General features: G+C 64.8%; 17 protein-coding genes and 1 pseudogene. 8 read left to right on the forward strand and 10 right to left on the reverse strand.

From position 1 onward, the window contains the following. The 4 genes and pseudogenes from AWC08_RS27455 to AWC08_RS27470 all read left to right on the forward strand — a co-directional run. A pseudogene (locus tag AWC08_RS27455) lies at positions 1 to 1,060 on the forward strand (hypothetical protein); the annotation flags it as partial. 218 nt (positions 1,061 to 1,278) lie between these two features. After that, positions 1,279 to 4,668 (forward strand): MMPL/RND family transporter, encoded by a 3,390-nt coding sequence (locus AWC08_RS27460; RefSeq protein WP_083271203.1) that lies wholly within the window; start codon positions 1,279 to 1,281, stop codon positions 4,666 to 4,668. A gap of 138 nt (positions 4,669 to 4,806) precedes the next feature. Then, positions 4,807 to 6,048 carry an NAD-dependent epimerase/dehydratase family protein gene (locus tag AWC08_RS27465; RefSeq protein WP_069434080.1) on the forward strand — a complete coding sequence of 414 codons (1,242 nt, stop codon included), beginning with the start codon at positions 4,807 to 4,809 and terminating at the stop codon, positions 6,046 to 6,048. 83 nt (positions 6,049 to 6,131) lie between these two features. Further along, positions 6,132 to 7,301, forward strand: a complete 1,170-nt coding sequence (locus tag AWC08_RS27470) for a glycosyltransferase family 4 protein (RefSeq protein ID WP_069434079.1) — start codon at positions 6,132 to 6,134, stop codon at positions 7,299 to 7,301. A 20-nt stretch (positions 7,302 to 7,321) separates the two neighbouring features. Here AWC08_RS27470 and AWC08_RS27475 read toward each other — a convergent pair whose 3' ends face one another. Then, positions 7,322 to 8,188 (reverse strand): ArgK/MeaB family GTPase, encoded by an 867-nt coding sequence (locus tag AWC08_RS27475; RefSeq protein WP_065135511.1) that lies wholly within the window; start codon positions 8,186 to 8,188, stop codon positions 7,322 to 7,324. A gap of 140 nt (positions 8,189 to 8,328) precedes the next feature. On the opposite strand from AWC08_RS27475, the gene AWC08_RS27480 reads away from it, so the two are divergent. Continuing rightward, positions 8,329 to 9,183 carry a proline iminopeptidase-family hydrolase gene (locus tag AWC08_RS27480; RefSeq protein ID WP_069434085.1) on the forward strand — a complete coding sequence of 285 codons (855 nt, stop codon included), beginning with the start codon at positions 8,329 to 8,331 and terminating at the stop codon, positions 9,181 to 9,183. A gap of 85 nt (positions 9,184 to 9,268) precedes the next feature. After that, a complete protein-coding gene (locus AWC08_RS27485; protein ID WP_069434084.1) occupies positions 9,269 to 10,072 on the forward strand; it encodes a transglutaminase-like domain-containing protein in 804 nt (267 codons plus the stop codon). A 76-nt stretch (positions 10,073 to 10,148) separates the two neighbouring features. Here the strand turns inward: AWC08_RS27485 and AWC08_RS27490 are convergent, their stop codons facing one another. The 4 genes from AWC08_RS27490 to AWC08_RS27505 are packed head-to-tail and all read right to left on the reverse strand — an operon-like array spanning position 10,149 to position 14,279. Then, positions 10,149 to 10,916: an enoyl-CoA hydratase/isomerase family protein gene (locus AWC08_RS27490; protein ID WP_065135510.1), complete on the reverse strand. Its 768-nt coding sequence runs from the start codon at positions 10,914 to 10,916 to the stop codon at positions 10,149 to 10,151. A gap of 1 nt (position 10,917) precedes the next feature. Beyond that, the gene (locus AWC08_RS27495) at positions 10,918 to 12,006 is read right to left on the reverse strand and encodes an acyl-CoA dehydrogenase family protein (protein WP_065135509.1); all 1,089 of its coding nucleotides are present in this window, start codon (positions 12,004 to 12,006) and stop codon (positions 10,918 to 10,920) included. Continuing rightward, complete coding sequence (locus tag AWC08_RS27500) at positions 11,993 to 12,898, reverse strand: acyl-CoA dehydrogenase family protein (RefSeq protein WP_065135515.1); 906 nt, start codon at positions 12,896 to 12,898, stop codon at positions 11,993 to 11,995. The genes AWC08_RS27495 and AWC08_RS27500 overlap by 14 nt, the downstream gene beginning before the upstream one ends. Continuing rightward, the gene (locus AWC08_RS27505; protein ID WP_065135508.1) at positions 12,876 to 14,279 is read right to left on the reverse strand and encodes a class I adenylate-forming enzyme family protein; all 1,404 of its coding nucleotides are present in this window, start codon (positions 14,277 to 14,279) and stop codon (positions 12,876 to 12,878) included. Before AWC08_RS27505 ends, AWC08_RS27500 begins: the two co-directional genes overlap by 23 nt. A 93-nt stretch (positions 14,280 to 14,372) precedes the next feature. Between AWC08_RS27505 and AWC08_RS27510 the strand changes: the two genes are divergently transcribed. Both AWC08_RS27510 and AWC08_RS27515 read left to right on the forward strand, forming a co-directional pair. Then, positions 14,373 to 14,654 (forward strand): 2Fe-2S iron-sulfur cluster-binding protein, encoded by a 282-nt coding sequence (locus AWC08_RS27510; protein ID WP_065135507.1) that lies wholly within the window; start codon positions 14,373 to 14,375, stop codon positions 14,652 to 14,654. A gap of 19 nt (positions 14,655 to 14,673) precedes the next feature. Next, positions 14,674 to 14,988, forward strand: a complete 315-nt coding sequence (locus AWC08_RS27515) for a DUF4286 family protein (protein WP_065135506.1) — start codon at positions 14,674 to 14,676, stop codon at positions 14,986 to 14,988. On the opposite strand, the gene AWC08_RS27520 is transcribed toward AWC08_RS27515, so the two are convergent. From AWC08_RS27520 to AWC08_RS27540, 5 genes are all read right to left on the reverse strand, one after another. After that, positions 14,985 to 15,845, reverse strand: coding sequence for a pyridoxamine 5'-phosphate oxidase family protein (locus AWC08_RS27520; RefSeq protein ID WP_069435607.1), 861 nt, complete (start codon positions 15,843 to 15,845; stop codon positions 14,985 to 14,987). The genes AWC08_RS27515 and AWC08_RS27520 overlap by 4 nt on opposite strands. 71 nt (positions 15,846 to 15,916) lie before the next feature. After that, positions 15,917 to 16,984 carry a CaiB/BaiF CoA transferase family protein gene (locus AWC08_RS27525; RefSeq protein ID WP_372513484.1) on the reverse strand — a complete coding sequence of 356 codons (1,068 nt, stop codon included), beginning with the start codon at positions 16,982 to 16,984 and terminating at the stop codon, positions 15,917 to 15,919. A 17-nt stretch (positions 16,985 to 17,001) separates the two neighbouring features. Then, the gene (locus AWC08_RS27530) at positions 17,002 to 17,958 is read right to left on the reverse strand and encodes an LLM class F420-dependent oxidoreductase (protein ID WP_085088523.1); all 957 of its coding nucleotides are present in this window, start codon (positions 17,956 to 17,958) and stop codon (positions 17,002 to 17,004) included. Next, positions 17,943 to 18,380: a cobalamin-dependent protein gene (locus AWC08_RS27535; protein WP_069433419.1), complete on the reverse strand. Its 438-nt coding sequence runs from the start codon at positions 18,378 to 18,380 to the stop codon at positions 17,943 to 17,945. The genes AWC08_RS27530 and AWC08_RS27535 overlap by 16 nt, the downstream gene beginning before the upstream one ends. Continuing rightward, entirely contained in the window at positions 18,381 to 19,958 is a 1,578-nt protein-coding gene (locus AWC08_RS27540) for a methylmalonyl-CoA mutase family protein (protein WP_069433420.1), read from the reverse strand. Positions 19,959 to 20,143 lie beyond the last annotated feature (185 nt).

The raw sequence follows: 20,143 nt of genomic DNA on the forward strand, positions 1-20,143 counted from the left end.
CGGCCACCACCAACTCAGCTCACACGAACAAACCGAACTGCGCCACCGCCACCTCGACTGGTACCGCCAACTCGCCGCTGAGCAAGCCGGCTTTGAGTGGTACGGCCAACACCAACTCGACTGGCTACACCGCCTCCGGCGGGAAACACCCAACCTGCGCCAAGCGATGCGATTCGCACTGGCAACCGAACCCTCGGTCGCCCTGGAAATGGCCACCACCCTTCGTGGGCTGTGGACCGCGATCGGCATGATGCAACAAGGGCGCCGGTGGATCGAGAAGGCCCTGGACGAATGCCCCAGCGAACCGTCTTTACTACGACTGCAGGCGGTTATCTCCGTCGCAGAAGTGGCAGTCTTGCAAGTGGATGTGCCGACCCTGAAAGCCAGGCAGGCCGAAGCTCGCCAACTGCTCACCAGCGTGACCGAATCACGGGCCCTTGCCCATTTCACTGCTAATGAGGCCGCTCTGGCTCTCCTGGAGGGGCAGCCACAGTCGGCACGCGCCTTGGCTCAGCAATCACTGGAGAGCACCGATTACGTTCCGGTGAAGATATATGCGCTGCTGTTGATGATCGGGGCGTCCGCGGCCGGCGGCGACGCCCTCACCGCGGTGGCCCATGCCGAGGAAGGCCTTGCGCTATCCGAAGCCCACGGCCAGGACATCGTTCTGCGCACCTACCTCTTGGCGGCCCTGGCGCTCAGCCGCCTGGCGCTGGGCGAGCTCGACCAGGCGGCATACGCTGTCCGCGAAGGGCTGCAACTGTCGCGGATGATCAACGACAGCGTCACCTGCGCGACTTTTCTGGAGACGGCATCCTGGATCGCCGCGGCAAGACAGGAACCATGGCGCGCCGCCGTACTGATGGCCGCCGCCGGCGCCATCGGCCGCGCCGCCGGCGCCACCGGCGCCGTCTCGGCGTATATAGGGCCGTTCCACGAGGCTTGCGAACGTCAAATACGTGAGCAGCTTTCGCCTGCCGACTTCCGAGCGGCCTCATACGAAGGTCGATCCCAGTCCCTTGACGAAGCCACCGCCATCGTCCTCGACGAACCCTTCTGACATCGATTCGCTGTGGTCTTCAAAGACGTTGCCGCGTAAGAGCTGCACCGATACCACCAATCCATCCAACGAAAATGTCGCAACGGAGATTAATTCGTTTCAATTGTCGCAAAACAGCGGAACGTGCGACTGAATTCGCTCAAAACAATCAATTATTCATCAACATTGGCCGTGAATATCCCCTTCACGAGAAGAAGGCCGGATCGTAGTATTGGCCGATGCCGGGACACTCCACAACACGCGATCATGCGAAGCCCGGTGGCCTTTTCGACGGCCTCAGTAAGATTGTAATCCGCTGGCCGTTGCTGGTTGTCGGGCTTTGGCTCGCGGCATCGGCTGCAATGGTAATGACACTGCCTTCTTTGCATTCCCAGGCCGCCAAGGGGCAGCAATCCCCACTGCCCGACACGGCTCCATCGATTGCCGTTAACAGGCAGCTAGGCCGGACTTTTCACGAAATAGAGGGCGGTTCCCTGCTGTTCGTGGTGTTGACCGATGACCATGGCTTGAGCCCCAGCGACGAAAATGTCTATCGCAGGTTGATCGACAACTTGCGGCACGACACTCAGGACAGAATCTTGGTGCAGGATTTCCTCAGCACACCCGCTCTTCGCAAGGTTTTCGAAAGCAAAGACAACAAAGCGTGGAATTTGCCGATTAATCTTCCCGGCGATGGTCCGTCCGCGGCAACCCAAGAGGCGTATCGGCGTGTCGCGGAAATTGTCAAGACGTCTGTCACGGGAACCAGCCTGACTGCCAGCCTCACTGGTCCGGTTGCCACGATAGCCGACTTTCAACGGCTGGGTGCAGAAGATTCTCGCGTCATCGAAATCGGCACTGTAATCAGCGTTCTGGCAATACTTTTCGTCGTGTATCGCAATTTCGTCACGATGCTGATTCCGATTGCCACCATCGGCGTATCCGTTCTGTTCGCCCAAGGCACTTTGTCGGCCCTCGCCGAGCTGGGCCTGGCGCTGAACATGCAGGTCATCGGATTCATCAGCGCGGTGATGATCGGCGCGGGCACCGACTACGCGGTTTTTCTCATCAGCCGCTATCACGACTGCCTCCGGCAAGGCCTCGACAGTGACCAAGCGGTCAAACGGGCGATGCTGTCAATCGGCAAGGTCATCTTTGCATCGGCCGCTACCGTCGCCGTCACATTCTTGGCGATGGTGTTCACCCGATTGAAGGTGTTCTCCGCGGTGGGCCCGGCGACAGCGGTCTCGATCGCGGTGTCACTGCTGGCGGCTGTGACCCTGTTGCCGGCAATCCTTGTCCTGACGGGTCGGCGGGGCTGGATAAACCCTCGCCGAGAACTGACAACCCGGTTCTGGCGCCGATCGGGGTCCATGATCGCGCGACGGCCCGCCAGATTCCTCATCGGTAGCCTCGCGGCGCTGCTGGCACTCGCCGGAACTGCCGGCCTTGCCCACTTAAGCTTCGACGACGTCAGGTTCCTGCCGCGCGAGGTGGGCAGCGTAGCCGGATACGAGCAGATCAATCGTCATTTTCCGATGAATGCGATGACGCCGGCCGTCCTGCTCGTGCAATCACCACGCGACATGCGTACTCCTGCCGCGCTAGCCGACCTGGAAGCAATGGCCAACAGAATCAGCGAACTGCCGGAGGTCGCCATGGTTCGGGGTCTGACCCGGCCTTTCGGCGAGCCCGTCGAGCAGATGACGGCGTCGTTTCAAACCGGCGAAGTGGGTGGCAAGCTCAATCAAGTTTCAGCGGCCATCTCAGATCGCACCGGGGACCTTGACACGCTCGCCGGGAGCAGTAGACATATGGCTGGCGAACTGGCACGGATACGCGAACGGGTCATGGACGCAATGTCCGGTGCCGACAAGCTCCTCACCGCTTTAGAAGAACTGCAGGGAGTTCTGACCGCCAGCCCTACCAGCCAACAGCTCGCCGGTGCGGCGCAGATACTCGGCCGCATGACCGCGCTCAGCGGCAACTTGAGCGCCACAGTGTCAGGTGCGCGACAAGTTGCGGGTTGGGCAGGCCCCATAGTGGCTGCGCTCTCATCCAGCCCCGTGTGCAGCGCAGACTCCGCCTGCATCCGCTCGCGCGACGAATTGGCGTCACTTGTCGCCGCCGAGAACGATGGCACTCTCGGATCGATTGCTGCGCTAGCCGCGAGTTTTCGCGAGATGCGGGATCCCGCGACCGTCACCCTGACGACGAACAAGCTCGCGCAGCAACTGAGCCAGGCCATCAACTTCTTGAAAACCGCCGGCGGCCTACGTTCCCGGATGGCGCAGATGACGCAGGGAGCCAGCGCTCTGGCCGACGGTGGAGCGGCGGTGGCCGACGGAGTGCAGCAGTTGGTCGAGAGGACCAAGCAGCTGGGGACGGGACTGAGCGATGCGTCCACTTTCCTGCTGGACATCAAGCACGACGCGCACCGTCGGTCGATGACCGGCTTCTACATCCCGGCGCAGTTCATGGACACCGACGAATACAGAAGTGGCACGAAATTCTTTCTCTCCGACGACGGCCACTCGGCTCGGTACTTTGTACAAAGCGCACTCAATCCCTTTACCGCGCAAGCGATGGACCAAATCGGCAAAATCATCGACGCCGCAAAGTCCACCCAGCCGAACACCGAGCTGGTGGATGCCTCGATCGCGATGACCGGCATTACCGCCGGCCTCAAAGACACGCATGACTACTACCGAAGCGACATGGAGTTCATCTTCATCGCGACCGTCATCATCGTGTTCCTCATCTTGGCCGCGCTGTTGAGAGCACTCGTGGCTCCGCTGTATCTGATTGTTTCGGTTCTCATCTCTTATCTGTCAGCGTTGGGACTGAGCGTTATAGCGTTCCAACTGCTCTTGGGACAGGACTTGCACTGGAGCCTGCCGGGCTTGTCTTTCGTCTGTTTGGTCGCGGTCGGCGCCGACTACAACATGTTGCTGATATCCAGAATCCGCGAGGAATCAGAGCATGGCGTTCGCGCCGGAGTCATCCGAACCGTCGGCGCCACCGGCGGCGTTATCACATCGGCGGGGATGATATTCGCAGCGTCGATGTTCAGTCTGGTGACAGCCAGCATCACCACGATGGTGCAGGCTGGTTTCACGATCGGTATCGGAATACTTCTCGATACTTTCCTGGTCCGCACGGCTACGGTGCCGGCGTTGGTCGCACTCATCGGTCGCGCAAGTTGGTGGCCCCTTGGCGCCGAATTTCGATACCTGAGACACGTCGGCAGGCTGATGACGCCGAACCCTCAGGGTCGTTTCTCTCGCATTGTCCCCACATACTTCCGCAGTCGCTTCCGGTCCGCGAATTTGCCAGCCACAGCAGCAAGCATCACATCGCGGGCGAAGCGAGAGAAGCCCGGCGAGTCCATCCCTCACAGAGGCATGCCGGAGCGGCACCTGGGCATCCATGCGCTCCCTCTGTTCGGCTGTGGCGATAAGTCCCCACTATTGCTTCACCGATCAAAGGCGGCATCAACAAGGGCGGGCGCTGCAAGGCATCTCCGTGCCCCACGTGGCGACACTTTGCAGCACGCACTACCGCTGTTTGATCTCAGAAATGCATCGATGGCAGCCACGGTTAATAGAGCGGCCCGCGATGCCCACTGACCGGAAATTCCTGCCGCACGTGTTGCGAGCAGCGGCGGGCTACCCTACTTCACTCCATATCGCGGCGGTTCTGCCTGGATATGTAGCAATAGCATCCACAACGCTCGGCGTATCAACCACTAGATAAGGAGTTCGATCATTAAAGTATTCGTCGTAGGCGGCGACGGCTTCTGCGGATGGCCATGCGCCTTGAACTTAGCTGACGCTGGTCACGAGGTGATGATCGTGGACAGTCTGGTGCGCCGAAAGACAGATATAGATTTGGGGGTCAAGTCCCTTTCTCCGATTGCGAATATTTTCGAGCGCCTCCAGTCATGGGAACAAACGGGCGGCAGCCCCATCGGGTTTGTACAACTCGACATCGCCACCGAGTATGAGCGGCTCCGCGATCTACTCGCCCAGGAGCGTCCAGATTCGATCGTGCACTGCGCCGAACAACGCGCAGCACCGTACTCGATGAAAAACTCGGCCACCAAACGCTATACCGTTCACAACAACATCAACGGCACGCACAACTTGCTCTGCGCCATCGTCGAAACGGGGCTGGATATCCATGTGGTGCACTTCGGCACCATGGGCGTCTACGGATACGGCGGATTACAACGCGGCTCGATCCCTGAGGGATATCTGGAGGTCGAGATACCCGACGGCGATAACGGCACATCCCGCAAGCAGATTCTCTACCCGGCCGACCCGGGCAGCGTTTATCACATGACGAAGTCCCTCGATCAGCTGCTGTTCTACTTCTACAACAAAAACGATCGAGTTCGGGTTACCGACCTGCACCAGGGAATTGTATGGGGCACGAACACGGTGCAGACCAAGCGTCATCCGAAACTCATCAATCGTTTCGACTACGACGGTGACTACGGAACAGTGCTCAACCGCTTCCTGATGCAATCGGCGATCGGATACCCGCTGACGGTGCACGGTACCGGCGGCCAAACCCGCGCCTTTATCCACATAACCGATTCCGTTCGCTGTGTCCAGCTTGCGCTGGAGAATCCGCCGAATAATCAGGAAAAGGTAAACATTTTCAATCAGATGACGGAAGTCCACAAGATCCGGGATCTGGCGACAAAGGTGGCCGCCCTCACCGGTGCGGAGATCTCCTATCTCCCCAATCCACGCAATGAAGCGGCGGAAAATGAATTGCAGGTCGAGAATCAACACCTGCTCAACCTTGGACTCAAGCCCACAACCCTCACCGAAGGCTTGATGACCGAACTTGTGGACGTCGCGAAACGCTTCGCCTACCGCTGCGATCCCACTCGGGTGCCATGTACAAGCGCCTGGCTCGACAAGGCGCGTGGCGGCGAGGAGGAGGCCATGAGCGCCACTTCGATGATTCCGTTGGGCGCGCTCACCGCTGAACTGTGAGATAACGCCCGCCACTGCCACGGATGGTGCCGTGCTGGTGACGCGAAAACCGGTCTCTAATCCCCCAACGCAAGGTTGACTCGATGCGCATTTCCATCTTCACCGACAATTTCCTGCCGAAAGTTGACGGCATCGTCACCAGGCTCACCATGACGGTGCAGAACCTCACCGCCGGTGGGGATCAGGTACAGGTTTTCTGTCCCAGAGGTGCGCCTGCCGACTACCACGGAGCCGAGATCATAGGTCTGCCGTCAGTCCGGTTGCCGTCGTATCCGGAAGTGAAATTGGGGCTGCCCACGCGCACCGTTTCCGTTGCACTGGGACGGTTTCAGCCGGATGTAATCCACATTGTCAATGCGTTCGGCATGTTAGGCGTGGGGGGAATCTGGTCCGCCAAGCGCAGGAAAATACCGCTGGTTGCCAGCTATCACGTCGATCTGCTCAACTATGCCGACTTCTATGGGTGGCCCGGGCCGGTGAAGCGAGCCAGTTGGAAACTCGTCAAGACCGCACACAATCAGGCGAAGCTGACGCTTTGCACGTCGTCGCCGCTGGAAGCCGACCTTCGCAACAGAGGCGTCCAGCGCGTCGCAAAGTGGCAGCGCGGTGTGGACACCGAATTGTTTCACCCCCACCGGGCGTCGTCGGAGTCGCGCAATCGATTGCTGGGAAACCATAGTGACAACGGCGCCCTGCTCCTCTACGTCGGCCGTCTGGCCGTGGAGAAAGAGATCGAACAGATGCGCGTGGTGCTCGATGCGTTGCCCGACGCCCGGTTGGCCCTCATTGGTGACGGCCCACACCGAAGACAGTTGGAGAAATATTTCGCCGGCACCGCAACCACGTTTCTGGGGTACCTCAGTGGTGAACAGCTGGCAGCGGCCTATGCCAGTGCCGACGCCTTCTTGCTGACCTCCCGTACCGAGACTCTGGGCCTGGTCCTGCTGGAGGCGATGGCCGCGGGCTGCCCCGTGATCGCTGCCAATCGCGGCGGCATTCCTGACGTCGTGCGCGATGGCGTGACGGGGTTTCTGTACGAACCCGACCGTCCTGGTGACCTGCTCGCGCAGAGCAAGCGGCTACTGACCAATAGCGCTCTGCGCCAAGCGATGCGCAGGTCGGCGCGGCAGGAAGCCGAGCAGTGGAGCTGGACGTCAGCCACGGAACAGTTGCGGCGCAGTTATGTCCGCGCTGTCAGCGGGGATGCCGCGGACGGGCGCTTGATCGACAGTGGCGCCGCGTCGGGAACGTAATGGGGCCGACTCCTTCACCGCTAACGCGGAGACAGCAGTCGTTCGGCGGCGGTATACGGGTCCTCGCGTCCGTCGACCACCGCCTCGGCGAGCGCATCCAGATCGGTGCGTGCCCGCAGCCGTGTTTGCGCCAGCGACAGGATCTGCGCGCGGGCCCGGGCCAGTCGCCGGGCGCGGCTGTCGGAGCGGTGATGGGCGTCGATGACGGCCACCAGATCGGCGAGTCCCTCACCCCGGGCGGCGATCAAGCTGACGATCGGGGCGGCGGTTTCGGCCCGCAGGTCGCGCACGGTCTGCTCGGCTCCGTCGCGGTCGGCCTTATTCACCACCACGATGTCGGCGACTTCCAGCAGACCCGCCTTGGCGGCCTGCACCGCGTCACCCGCTCCCGGGTTGAGGATCACGACGGTGGGATCGGCGACGGCGGCGATCTCGATCTCGGACTGGCCTACGCCCACGGTTTCCAGCAGCACGACGTGATAGCCGAGGGATCCGAGCAGCCGGATGGCGGCAGGAACGGCGGCGGCGAGGCCACCGAGATGGCCCCGGCTGGCCACCGACCGGATGAGCACGTCGGAGTCGTTGATGTGCGCGGTCATTCGGATGCGGTCGCCTAGCAGAGCGCCGCCGCTGAAGGGCGACGACGGGTCCACCGCCAGCACCGCGACCCGTTGATCCTGCTCGCGATAAGCGCCGACGAGCGCGCCGATCGTTGTCGACTTGCCGGCGCCGGGCGGGCCGGTGATGCCGATTACGCGCACCGGCGCCGCCGGGCCGATGGCGGTCAGCACCTCGTCTCGGCGCTCGCCCTCGACGAGGCTGAGCAACCGTCCGGCGGCACGCGGAGAACCGTTGCGCGCCTTGATGATCAGCTCGGAGACGTCCAGGATCGGGTCCGTTCGGCAGGGCGGGTGGTGGCGAGAACCCCATTCTCGCAGTTTCTCGCGAGCAGACGCAAAAGCCCCGGGGAGCGCTCGCTCCCGGGTGCTTCTGCGTCTGCTCGCGCACCCATAATGGCAGCGTGAACATGATTGAGGTGCCCGGCGGCCGGGTGTGGTTCAAACGGGTGGGCACGGGCGACGGCCTGCCCCTCCTGGTCGTGCACGGCGGGCCCGGCTTGCCGCACTACTACCTCAGCTCACTGGAACGCCTGGCCGACGAGCGCGAGGTCATCTTCTGGGACCAGCTCGGCTGCGGTAACTCCGAACGTCCGTCCGACCCGGACCTGTGGACCATGCGGCGCTCGGTGGGCGAAATGGACGCCGTGGTCCGGGCGTTGGGGCTCAGCGCTTTCCACATCTTCGGCAACTCGTGGGGTGGCATGCTGGCACAGCAGTACGTGCTCGACGTGCCCTCGGGCGCGGTCAGCCTCACCATCTCCAACAGCGCCGCATCGATCCCCGTGTTCGCCGAGAACGTGATCCGGCTGAAGTCCGAACTGGACGCAGCCACCCAGGACGCGATCGATCGCCACGAAGCCGCCGGTACCACCGATTCTGGGGAATACCAGGCCGCAATCACCACCTGGAACGAAACCTACCTGTGCCGGTCGTTGCCCTGGCCGAGCGATCTTTACCGGGCCTTCCAAAACATGGGCGCCGAGATTTTCCAGACGATGTTCGGGCCCAGCGACTTTCACATCGTCGGCACCATCCGGGACTGGGATGTGGTGGACCGGCTCGGCGAGATCACGCTGCCGACCCTGCTGCTCGCCGGCAGGTTCGACGAATGCTCACCGGAGCACATGCGGGAAATGCACGAGCTCATCAAGGGCTCGCGTTTCGAGTTCTTCGAGAAGACGGCGCATCTGCCGTTCATCGAGGAGCCCGAGCGTTTCGACGGCGTGATGCGCGACTTCCTGCGCCGACACGACCGAGCTTGATCGCCAGCGAATGCGGGTACAGGCCAGCTGTGGTTGGCTACACATGATGAAGCTGCGGCGTGATCGCAATAAGGGGGACTCGGTGATGAAGCGTCAGGTCGGGGCGAGCCTGCGGGTCACCGTCACCGACCCCACGGCTCTCGAGTTCCAGATCGCGGTCGCGGCGCTACCCGGGCTGCAGATCGACGAGTCGCTGACGGTGAACCTGGACGGCAAGCCGGTCGCAGTGCGTGAGATCGCCGGCGAACACGGCACGAGGATCCACACCGCCGATGTCGGGGTGGGTGATCTGCAGGTCACCTATGAGGCCACGGTGACCGGGCGGGCCGAACCGATCGCGGTCCGAGATCTCGACGTCTCGACTTATCTGCGCCCCAGCCGCTACGCCGAGGCCGACAAGTTCTTCGGCTTCGCGGCCACCGAGTTCGGTCAGTTCACCAACTCCGTGACGCTGCTGGAGAAGGTGTCCTCCTGGGTGGGGACCAGGTTGAAATACGTTCCGGGGTCTAGTGATCCGATCGACGGTGCGACGGACACCCTGCTGGCCGGCGCCGGTGTGTGCCGCGACTACGCACACCTGGTGGTGGCATTGCTGCGCGCGGTCAATGTGCCGGCCCGGCTGGTCGCGGTGTACGCCCCGGGTTGCGACCCGATGGACTTCCATGCGGTCGCCGAAGCGCTGATCGACGGACAGTGGCAGGTGGTGGACGCGACCTGTCTGGCGCCCCGGCAGACGATGCTACGGATCGCCACCGGACGCGACGCCGCCGACACCGCCTTCTTGGACAACCACCGCGGTTCGATCGAGCTGACCGAATCGGTGATCACCGCGGTGACCGTCGACCCGCTGCCCCGCGACTCAGTGGAAGACCTGGTCGCGCTAGGCTGAGTTACCTGGCGCGAGCAGACGCAAAAGCGCCCAAAATTGGGCATTTTGGGGCGCTTTTGCGTCTGCTCGCGAGGCTTCAGTTCTTTCCGGCGTTGAGCTTGCTGACGATCGCCCGGAAGTCCTCGGTCACGAACGACTGGTGTTCGGCCGACAGCGCGTAGTCCAGGCTGGCCAGCACCGCGCGTTCCAGGTGAATGTTGAGCACCCGTTTGGTGCTCTCCACCGCCTGCTGCGGCAGTTCCATGATCTTCTGGGCGCACTCCACCGCCGCGGCGAACGGATCGTCGGCCACGTGGTTGGCCAGCCCCAGCTCGACCGCTCGTTGGGCGCGAATCCTGGTGCCGGTCAACGCATATTCCTTGGCCAGCAGCAGGCTGATGTGCAGTGGCCAGGTCAGTGGCCCACCGTCGGCGGCCACCAACCCCACCTGCACATGCGGGTCGGCGAGAAACGCGTCCGGGGCAATGTAGACGATGTCGCTGAGCGCCACCAGGCTGCAGCCCAGCCCGACGGCCGGACCGTTGACGGCCGCGATCACCGGGATCCGGCACCGCGCCATGCCCAGCACAATCTCGCGTCCGTCCCGAATCGTCTTGGCGCGCAAGGCGGCGTCTTCGGCCAGTTCGGCCAGATACGCGAAATCCCCGCCGGCGGAGAAGGCCTTGCCGCTACCGGTGAGCACCGCGGCCCGGGCCGATGCGTCGTCGGTGAGTCGCTGCCACAACCGGGCGAGTCCGACGTGCAGACTGTCGTTGACCGCGTTGAGGTCGTCGGGCCGGTTCAGCGTGATGATCCGCAGCGGCCCGTCGGCGCGAACGTCGATTTCGCTTGGCATGTCGTACATGTCAGACTCCCAATCCCAAGATTCGCGAGGCGATGATGTTCTTCTGTATCTGTGAGGTCCCGCCCATCACGCTCTGCGCACGGCTGTACAGGTAGGCGTTGAACAGCCCGGGGTCGCGGGTCCCGCCGACGGCCAGGGCCGCGTGCCCGACGGACTGCTCCACCCACGTCATCAGTAGCTTGTCCAGCGAGCCCTCCGGACCGTGGGACACCCCGTCGAGTTGCTCGGACAACCGGCGCCGCACGTGGTGTGTCAGCATCTCGGCCTGCACCGCCGCCCACGCCAGGTCATCGTCGACCTCTCCGTCACTGCGGGCCACCAACTCGGCGACCAGCTTGTTGTAGCGGGCCGCGTAGCCCAGGGTGGACGGTTCCCGCTCGTGCCCGACGACCGTCATGGCGACGGCCCACCCGTCACCGGGCGCGCCGACCATGCGGTCCGCCGGGACGGTGGCGCCGTCGAAGAACACCTGGCCGAACTCGTTGGTAACGCCGTTGATCATCTGCAGCGGACGCTGTTGCACGCCAGGCTGTTTCATTGACAGCACGAAAGCCGACAGGCCGCGGTGCCGTTTGGCACCGGGGTCGGTGCGGGCTAGCAGCAGGCACCAGTCGGCGACGTCGGAGTAGCTGGTCCAGATCTTGTGGCCGTGGATCACGTAGTTGTCGCCGTCCCGGGTCGCACTGGTGGTCAGCGACGCGAGATCCGAACCAGCCCCAGGCTCGCTGAACCCCTGACACCAGCGGTCGGATCCGTTGATGATGCCGGGCAGGAAACGCCGCCGCAGCGCGTCGCTGCCGTGGCGGCCGATACCCATGACCAGATAGCCGACGCTGGGACGCGGCGGAGCACCGGCGCGGGCAATTTCTTCGTCGACGATGACGTCGTAGACCGGCGGTAGCTCGAACCCTCCGTAGTCGCGCGGCCAGGACAGGCCGAAGAAGCCCTCGTGGTAAAGCGCACGGTGCCAGTCCGCCTGGCGGGCCCAGTATTCGTCTCCGGAACCGCCGAACTCTTTGGCGTGCAGGGAAAGCCACTCGCGTAACCGATGCCGGAACTCGGCCTCCTGCGGTGAGTCACGAAAGTCCACGGCCGACCTCCTTCAGGTTGACCGGCCACAGCTCGGTCGATGTCAGCGCGCGGCGCAGATATACATGCGCCAGGCACTCCCAGGTGTTGCCGATCCCGCCATGCACCTGGATCGACGTTTCGCACACGGTGCGGGTGGCGCGGGCGCAATAGACCTTCGCCACCCGCGCAGCCTGGATCGCGGCGGCCGGCCCGAGTTCGTCCACGGCCCAGGCGGCATGGCGCAGAATGCTCACCGAGCCCTCGATCAATGCCAGGCTCTCGGCGAGCAGGTGAGCGACGGCCTGGTAGGACCCGATCGACTTTCCATATTGCTCACGAATTTTGGCGTAGTCGCACGCGAGCGCGTGGGCGCCGCGCGCGCAGCCGAGAAGGTCTGCGGCCGTGCCGACCAAGGCGAGGGCCAGCCACCTGTCGGCAGCGTCGGCAGGCACCTCGCCCAATTGCGTTGCCGCATCGGCCACTCCGATACAGCTGCGGGTCAGGTCCGCACCACCGTCGTCGTCCCCGAGTTCAGCAGCAAGCACCGCGGTGCCCGAGAGCTGCAACGCCCGTCGATAGCCGCGGGTGTCGAAGGCGATACCGCCGACCGCCACCGTCGCGGCGCCGACAGCCGAACCGAGGTGGCGGCCCAGATCGTCGCCCAGCACCGGCCCGAGAAATGGAGCGTCGACCAGCCGGCGCCCGAATTCCTCGGCAACCAGCGCGACTTCGACCCCCGAGGCTCCGTCCGACCGCAGCGAACGCCAGCCCGTCTGCTCGATCTGCCTGTCCAGACGCGCGATCCGGGTCTGGTCGGCCAGCTCCTGCACCGCGGTGAGCCCGAGGTCGTCAGCCATCTTCGCCGCGGCATCGCGCAATTGCTGTTGTTCAGCGTTCAGACGTACATCCATAGCTCTCCTTGAGCACTCTGCGCAGCACCTTGCCCGACGGCAGGCGCGGGATCTCGGTCACGAACACCACCCGGCTCAGGCGCTTGTAGGACGCGAGTTTCGCCTCGACCCGGGCAGCGAGTTCGCAAGAATCGACCGGGGTGTGGGTGACCACGGCAGCGATGACGGCTTCACCGTTGGCGCCATCCGGTACACCGAAGACCGCGCAGTCTCGCACCGCGGGATGTCCGTGTAGCACGGTTTCGATTTCGGCGGGCGCCACCTGGAAACCCCGCACCTTGATCATTTCCTTGATGCGGTCGGTGATCCGCAACCAGCCGTCGGCGTCCAGCGACCCGACGTCTCCGGTTCGGTACCAGCCGCCGTCGAGGACGTCGGTGGTCGCCGCCGCCGGCAGGTAGCCCGCCATCAGCGAATCAGCCCGCGCCTGGATCTCACCCACCTCGCCGGGACCGGCCGGCTCGCCGGTGCCCAGCGAGACCACCCGCAACTGCACGCCCGGCACTGCGCGCCCGACGGAGTCCAGGCGCGCACCGCGTACCGGATTACAGGCGATCACCGGCAGTTCGGTGGTGCCGTAGGCCGGAACCCAGCCGATGCCGGTGCGCCGGGTCACGGTCTCGGCGATGCTGGCGGTGACCGGCGTGGCGCCCCACATGATGTACCGCAGCGATGACAGGTCGTAGGACTCCAGGCCGGGGTGCGACGCGATGGCCAACGCGATCGGCGCGACGGCCATTTCGACTGTGATGCGGTCGGTTTCGATGTGTCGCAGCATCTGTTCGACGTTGAACCGCGGATGCAACCTGACCGACGCCCCCGTACGCAGCGCGGTGAGGATGTTGAGCAAGCCGAGAATGTGCGACGGCGGGGTGGTGACCTGGAGCCGATCGCGGTTGGTCAGTTCCAGGGCGCCGCGCCAGTGCCCAACCGCCGCGTCCAACGATGCGTGGGTGTGCCGCACCGCCTTCGGCAGGCCGGTAGTGCCGGAGCTGAAGACCAACACCGCGTCGCCACGCGGCCGCGCCGCGGTGATTCCGGATTCGGCCGGGACTACCGGTTCGTCAAGGTGCAGCATGGGCATCACGCCGGCCAGCACCGGATGGTCACCGATCGCGTCGTCCGGGTCGGTGAGGGCCAGGGCGTGCTCGACCTCGTCGCGTTTCCACGCTGGGCTGATCAGCACGGCGGCCGCGCCGATCCGCCAGATCGCGTGCACGGCGGCGATGAACTCCGGCCGGTTGGATGCCATGAGCGCGACCCGCTGCCCGGCGACGGCCCCTCGCTTGCGTAGCGTCGCGACCAGACTGTCGGTCAGCGCGTCAAGTTCGGGCAGGGTGAAATGCCGATCCTCGAACACGAGCGCGGCCGGTTCGGTCACGTCTCGATCCCTCCGGCGGTCTTGAGAAGATCCTATCGTCTAGTGAGAATAGTATTCTCTAAAGTGAAGAATACAAGTGCGTGGAAGGTGCGTATGACGGAGGCCGCCGTGGTGACGATTCACCTGGACCGCAGGAAGGTGTCGGTGCCACTGGTCCCCGGCGAGACGTTGCTGGAAACCGCGCGGCGGGCGGGGCTGGACCCCCCTTTCAACTGCGAGGCCGGCAACTGCGGCACCTGCATGGCGCGGCTCACCGAGGGCAGCGCGACCATGCGCGTCAACGACGCCCTCGACGACGACGAGGTAGCCGACGGCTACATTCTGACGTGCCAGGGCATTCCGGACACGACGCCGATCACCGTCCATTACGAGTAGTCACGAAAGGCTGGCGCGCATGGCGAGAGGCATCATCTACGTCGAGACCTATCCCAGTTCGCCGGACCGCGAACAGGAGTACAACACCTGGTACGACGAAGTCCACCTGCCGGAACTGGTGAACCTCGACGGGATCGTCGCGGCACGCCGGCTGCGGCCGGTCAACGGCGACGGACCCTACATCGCGCTCTACGAGATCGAGGGTGACGATCTGCAGGCCGTGCTGGCGGGCATGAGCGGGGCCAAGCTGACCATGTCCAGTGCGCTGCAACTGGATCCGCCGCCGATCCCGCGGCTGCTCGAGGTGGTCGCCGAGTGTGGCGCGAAGGGCTAGGCCGGCGGTCCTATGGCGACCACCTGTTGGGGTGCGAACACCACGCACCGCCCGGTGACCGACGCGTCGGCGTCCCAGCGCACCGCGGCGGTGCCCGACAGCTGAAGCGTTGCGCCGCTGCGGAAGTCGACGAACAGCAGAGCAGCGGTGGGGTCGGCGAACAGGTTCCCGAAACTGTTGAACATGTTGTTGCCCGGGTAATCCGGCCATAACAGGCGACCGGAATCTACGCCGACGAAACCGGGCGGACCGCCGCGGTGCGACGCGTCGTTGCCGGACTCAGGGTGGGTGGTGCCCAGGAAGAATGTGTCGGCGGCGCGCACGAGATCGACGTCCTGTGGCCGTAATTCGTTGCCCCGGAACACATTCAAGCGAGTGTCAGCGGACGGTCCGCGGACCTGTCGCGGCTGGATGTATTGCGGGCAGTTGCCGTAGGCCTGGTCCACCTCGATCACCAGCTCATCGGAATCCGCGGCGGACAACATCCCGTTGATGCGCAGGCGACGGCGGGTCGGGAAATCCATCACGACCAGGCCGACCGGCTGGGCGGGGAGCAACCCGCGCAAGGGATCCGTCGCCGGCGGTGTCGCCGCGACCAGCAGGCGGGTGGGCGAGGCGACGTGCAGGAAGCCCGGATCACCGAACAACGGCGATACCCAGAGCCGGCCCGCGCCGTCACGGGCGCTCAGCGCGGCGAAGGTCGCCTTGGCGAAAAAGGCGCCGGCCCCGCCGCGCAACTCACCACCGGCCACCATCGGCGCCAGCCGCGCCGCCGCCGACTGCACACCGGCCTGTCGTTGCACGGCGAGTTCGCCGGCATGGAAGCCGACCGCGGCCGCTCGATGATCGTCTGCCAAATGGACCAGCTCCCTCGTTGTTCAGCAGACAACTGCAACAGAGCAGGAAGTATTCCGCGGCGTTGCCGTCGCTAGGCCTGCAGCCGGGGCGGCGGGCGATACTCGGGCTGGTAGCCCGCGACGTGGATCGGACTGCCGACCAGCCGCATATCGCCCGCAAGCACCACGACTTCCGCGGTCGCCTGCAAAGCCTCGGGCAGCGTGCGAACCGCTGCCGCCGGCACCCCGAGCGGGCGCAGCCGCCGTTCCCAGCTTGCCGCGGTGTCGGCCGCCAGTGCCGCAGTCACCACGGCCAGCACCTCGTCACGCCGGGTGACCCGTTGCGTCATCGTCTCGAAGCCGTCGACACCGGCCTCGGTGGCGAAGGATTTCCAGAATCCGTCGTGCGTGATGAACAGTGCCAGGTATCCATCGGCTGTCGGAAAAAGTTGAGCCGGAACATAATAGGAGTGGGCGCCATACGGGCGGCGCTGCGGCTCGGTGCCGTCGTTGAGATACGCGGCCGCGTGATAATTCAGCTGAGAGAACATCACGTCGCGCAGTGACACATCCACCTGGCCACCGCTGCCGGAGACGATCTTGGCCAAAAGGCCCAGCGCCGCACACATTCCGGTGGAGTTGTCGGCCGACGAGTAGCCCGGCAGGGTCGGGGGACCATCCGGATCACCGGTCAACGCGGCGGTACCGACTCCGGCCTGCACGACGTAGTCGAACGCCGGATCGTCGCCCCCGTTGAGCCCGAAGCCGGTGACGGCGACACACACGATCTTGTCGTTGTACCGACGCAACGTGTCGTAGGTGAGGCCCAGCCGTCGAATGGCAGACGGCTTCAAATTGACCAGCAGCGCATGGGATTTCGCAGCCAGAGCACCCAGCCGCTGCTGGCCGTTCGGCGAGTTGAGGTCCAGACAGACGCTGGACTTGTTGCGATTGAGGCTGGCGAAATAGCTGTCGCCGACGGTGCGGGAGATCTCGCCGCCGGCCGGCTCGATCTTGGTGACGTCGGCGCCCAGGTCCGCGAGCAGCATGGTGGCATACGGCCCGGCCAGCATGGTCCCGACTTCCAGGATCCGGATGCCGGCCAGCGGTCCCGTTCCCTCGCGAGCAGTCGCAAAAGCCCCTGGGAGCGCATGCTCCAAGGGGCTTTCACGTCTGCTCACCGTAGCTCCGCAGCCAGCTCGGCGATCATCTCCCGCGTCCGGCGTTTGGACGCGACGAGCTCGTCACGGTTGTCGCCGATCGGCAACAGCCGCACCGACAGATCGGTCACGCCGGCGTCGGCGAAACGGCGCATCCGGGCCAGGATCTGCTCCGGGTCACCGGCCGCGCACAGATCACCGACGTCCCGGGCGTCGCCGCGTTCGAGTAGCCGCTGGTAGTTCGGCGACACCTCCGCCTCGCCCAGGACGCGGTTGGCCCGTTCCTTGGCCGCCTCGACTTCCGAAGGCGCACAGAGGCATACCGGGATACCCGCGACGATTCGCGGCGCGGGACGGCCGGCATCGGCGGCGGCCTTGGTGATCTTCGGCGCGATGTGATCGCCGATCGCGCGCTCATCGGCCATCCACAACACCGTCCCGTCGGCCAGTTCGCCGGCCAGTTGCAGCATCACCGGTCCCAGCGCGGCGATCAGTACCGGCATCGGTGAGTCGGCGGCCAGCACGGTCGGATTGTGCACGGTGAACGAATCGTTCTCGACGTCAACCGGTCCGGGTCCGGCGACGGCGGCGTTGAGCACCTGCAGGTAGTCGCGGGTGTAGGCGGCCGGCTTCTCGTACGGCAGGCCGAGCATGTCACGGATGATCCAGTGATGCGACGGCCCGACGCCCAGCGCCAACCGGCCACCCGCCACCGCGTGCGTCGAGAGTGCTTGGCGCGCAAGAGCGATCGGGTGCTGAGCTTGCAGCGGCACCACGGCGGTGCCCAGCTCGATGCGGGAACTGCGTGCCGCCATTAGCGACACCATAGTCAGGCAGTCGAAGTCGTCGGGCACCTGCGGCATCCAGGCGGTGTCCAGCCCCGCGGATTCGGCCCACTCGATGTCCGCGACCAGCTTGGCGACCTTGCGGGCCATGTCGCCACGCTCGGCGCCGATCATCACTCCGACGCGCACGGTTCCTCCTGTGCGTGTTGGGAGGCGGGGTCCGGCGTTCCGGTGAGCGCGCGGATGTCGCGTACCAGGACGTCCAGTGCCGTTCCGGTGGGAAACACCGCGGCCGCGCCGACCGACAGCAGCTTGGGCACGTCGGCGTGCGGGATGGTGCCGCCGACCACGACCGCGATGTCCGCCGCATCGGCCGCGCGCAGTGCCTCGACGGTGCGTGCGGTGAGGGCCAGGTGCGCGCCGGACAGGATGCTCAGACCCACCACGGCGACGTCTTCCTGAACCGCGATCGACGCGATGTCCTCGATGCGCTGCCGGATGCCGGTGTAGATGACCTCGAAGCCGGCGTCGCGCAGGGTGCGGGCGACGATCTTGGCACCCCGGTCATGTCCGTCCAGACCGGGCTTGGCGACCAGAATCCGGGCCGCCACCTAGAACACCACCGGCTGCTGGAATTCGCCCCAGACCGCCTTGAGCGCGGAGACCATCTCACCCACCGTGCAGTACGCGTTGGCGCAGTCGATCAGCTTGTGCATCAGGTTGTCCGATCCTTCGGCGCTGCGGGCCAGTGCGGTCAAGGTGGATTGCACTGCGGCACTGTCCCGTTCGGCCTTCACCTTGGAAAGCCGCTTGAGCTGGAGGTCTCGCCCCTCGGCGTCGAGTTCGTAGCTCACGACGTCGGGCTCCGGTTCCTGCGACACGAACCGGTTGACCCCGACCACCGGACGGGCACCCGACTCGATGTTCTGGTGAATCTTGTAGGCCTCGTCGGCGATCAGGCCTTGCAGATAACCGTCTTCGATCGCGCTGACCATCCCACCGTGCTGCTCGAGGTCGGTCATGATCTCGACGATGCGGGCCTCGGTGGCGTCGGTGAGCGCCTCGACGAAGTAAGAGCCGCCCAGCGGGTCGGCGACGGCGGCGACGCCGGTTTCGTAGGCAAGGATCTGCTGGGTGCGCAGCGCCAGGGTGGTGGACTCCTCCGACGGCAGCGCAAACGGCTCGTCCCAGGCTGCGGTGAACATCGACTGGACGCCGCCCAGAACCGCCGCCATTGCCTCGTAAGCCACCCGCACCACATTGTTCTGCGCCTGCGGCCCGTACAGCGATGCGCCCCCGCAGACGCAGCCGAACCGGAACATCGACGCCTTGTCCATGCTGGAGCCGTAGCGTTCCCGCACGATGGTGGCCCAACGGCGCCGCCCCGCACGGTATTTGGCGACCTCTTCGAAGAAGTCGCCGTGGGTGTAGAAGAAGAACGAGATCTGCGGCGCGAATTCGTCGATGCTCATCCGGCCGCGTTCCACCACGGTGTCGCAATAGGTGACGCCGTCGGCCAGGGTGAACGCCATCTCCTGCACCGCGGTGGCGCCGGCGTCCCGAAAGTGCGCCCCGGCCACCGAGATTGCGTTGAACCGAGGCACCTCCGCCGCGCAGAACTCGATGGTGTCGGCGATCAGCCGCAGCGACGGCTCGGGCGGCCAGATCCAGGTCCCGCGCGAGGCGTACTCCTTGAGAATGTCGTTCTGGATTGTCCCGGTGAGCTTGGCCCTCGGTATTCCCTTCCGCTCCGCGGCGGCGACGTAGAACGCCAGCAGGATGGCCGCCGTGCCGTTGATGGTCATGCTGGTGCTGAGCTTGTCCAGCGCGATGCCGTCAAACAGGATCTCAAAGTCGGCCAGGGTGTCCACCGCGACGCCGACCCGGCCGACTTCCTCACCGAAGTCGGGGTCGTCGGAGTCGTACCCGCACTGGGTGGGCAGATCGAGCGCGACCGACAAGCCGGTACCGCCCTGATCCAGTAGGTAGCGGTAACGGCGATTGGACTCTTCGGCCGTGCCGAAACCCGAGTATTGGCGAAACGTCCACAACTTGCCGCGGTATCCGGACGCGAAGTTGCCCCGGGTGAAGGGGTACTCCCCCGGGGGCGGCGGCTCGGTGCTCCGATCCGCCGGGCCGTACACCGGCGCGAGCGGAATGCCCGATGGGGTCTGGGCTGCGTTATCCATCAGTGCATAACGTACTTGCAAAAAAAGAGAATGCCAATACCATAGGGTTGAGCTGGCTAAACGTCATATCCGGACACGTCAACACGCCCGCCGAGGGCCCATTGAGCACGGTATTGGCACGTCGGCGGAGCGTGTGAGCATGAGCACACCGGCCGGTTTCCCGGGGACCGTCGTCACGCCGGCGC

Source organism: Mycobacterium gordonae (assembly GCF_002101675.1).
In the GTDB taxonomy this organism is placed as follows: Bacteria; Actinomycetota; Actinomycetes; order Mycobacteriales; family Mycobacteriaceae; genus Mycobacterium; species Mycobacterium gordonae.

What these genes read in the sequence shown, in the direction of transcription:
- AWC08_RS27460 (WP_083271203.1), top strand. Translation starts at nt 1,279, where the DNA reads ATGCCGGGACACTCCACAACACGCGATCATGCGAAGCCCGGTGGCCTT.
- AWC08_RS27470 (WP_069434079.1), top strand. Translation starts at nt 6,132, where the DNA reads ATGCGCATTTCCATCTTCACCGACAATTTCCTGCCGAAAGTTGACGGC.
- AWC08_RS27480 (WP_069434085.1), top strand. Translation starts at nt 8,329, where the DNA reads ATGATTGAGGTGCCCGGCGGCCGGGTGTGGTTCAAACGGGTGGGCACG.
- AWC08_RS27485 (WP_069434084.1), top strand. Translation starts at nt 9,269, where the DNA reads ATGAAGCGTCAGGTCGGGGCGAGCCTGCGGGTCACCGTCACCGACCCC.
- AWC08_RS27490 (WP_065135510.1), bottom strand. Translation starts at nt 10,916, where the DNA reads ATGTACGACATGCCAAGCGAAATCGACGTTCGCGCCGACGGGCCGCTG.
- AWC08_RS27500 (WP_065135515.1), bottom strand. Translation starts at nt 12,898, where the DNA reads ATGGATGTACGTCTGAACGCTGAACAACAGCAATTGCGCGATGCCGCG.
- AWC08_RS27510 (WP_065135507.1), top strand. Translation starts at nt 14,373, where the DNA reads ATGACGGAGGCCGCCGTGGTGACGATTCACCTGGACCGCAGGAAGGTG.
- AWC08_RS27515 (WP_065135506.1), top strand. Translation starts at nt 14,674, where the DNA reads ATGGCGAGAGGCATCATCTACGTCGAGACCTATCCCAGTTCGCCGGAC.
- AWC08_RS27540 (WP_069433420.1), bottom strand. Translation starts at nt 19,958, where the DNA reads ATGGATAACGCAGCCCAGACCCCATCGGGCATTCCGCTCGCGCCGGTG.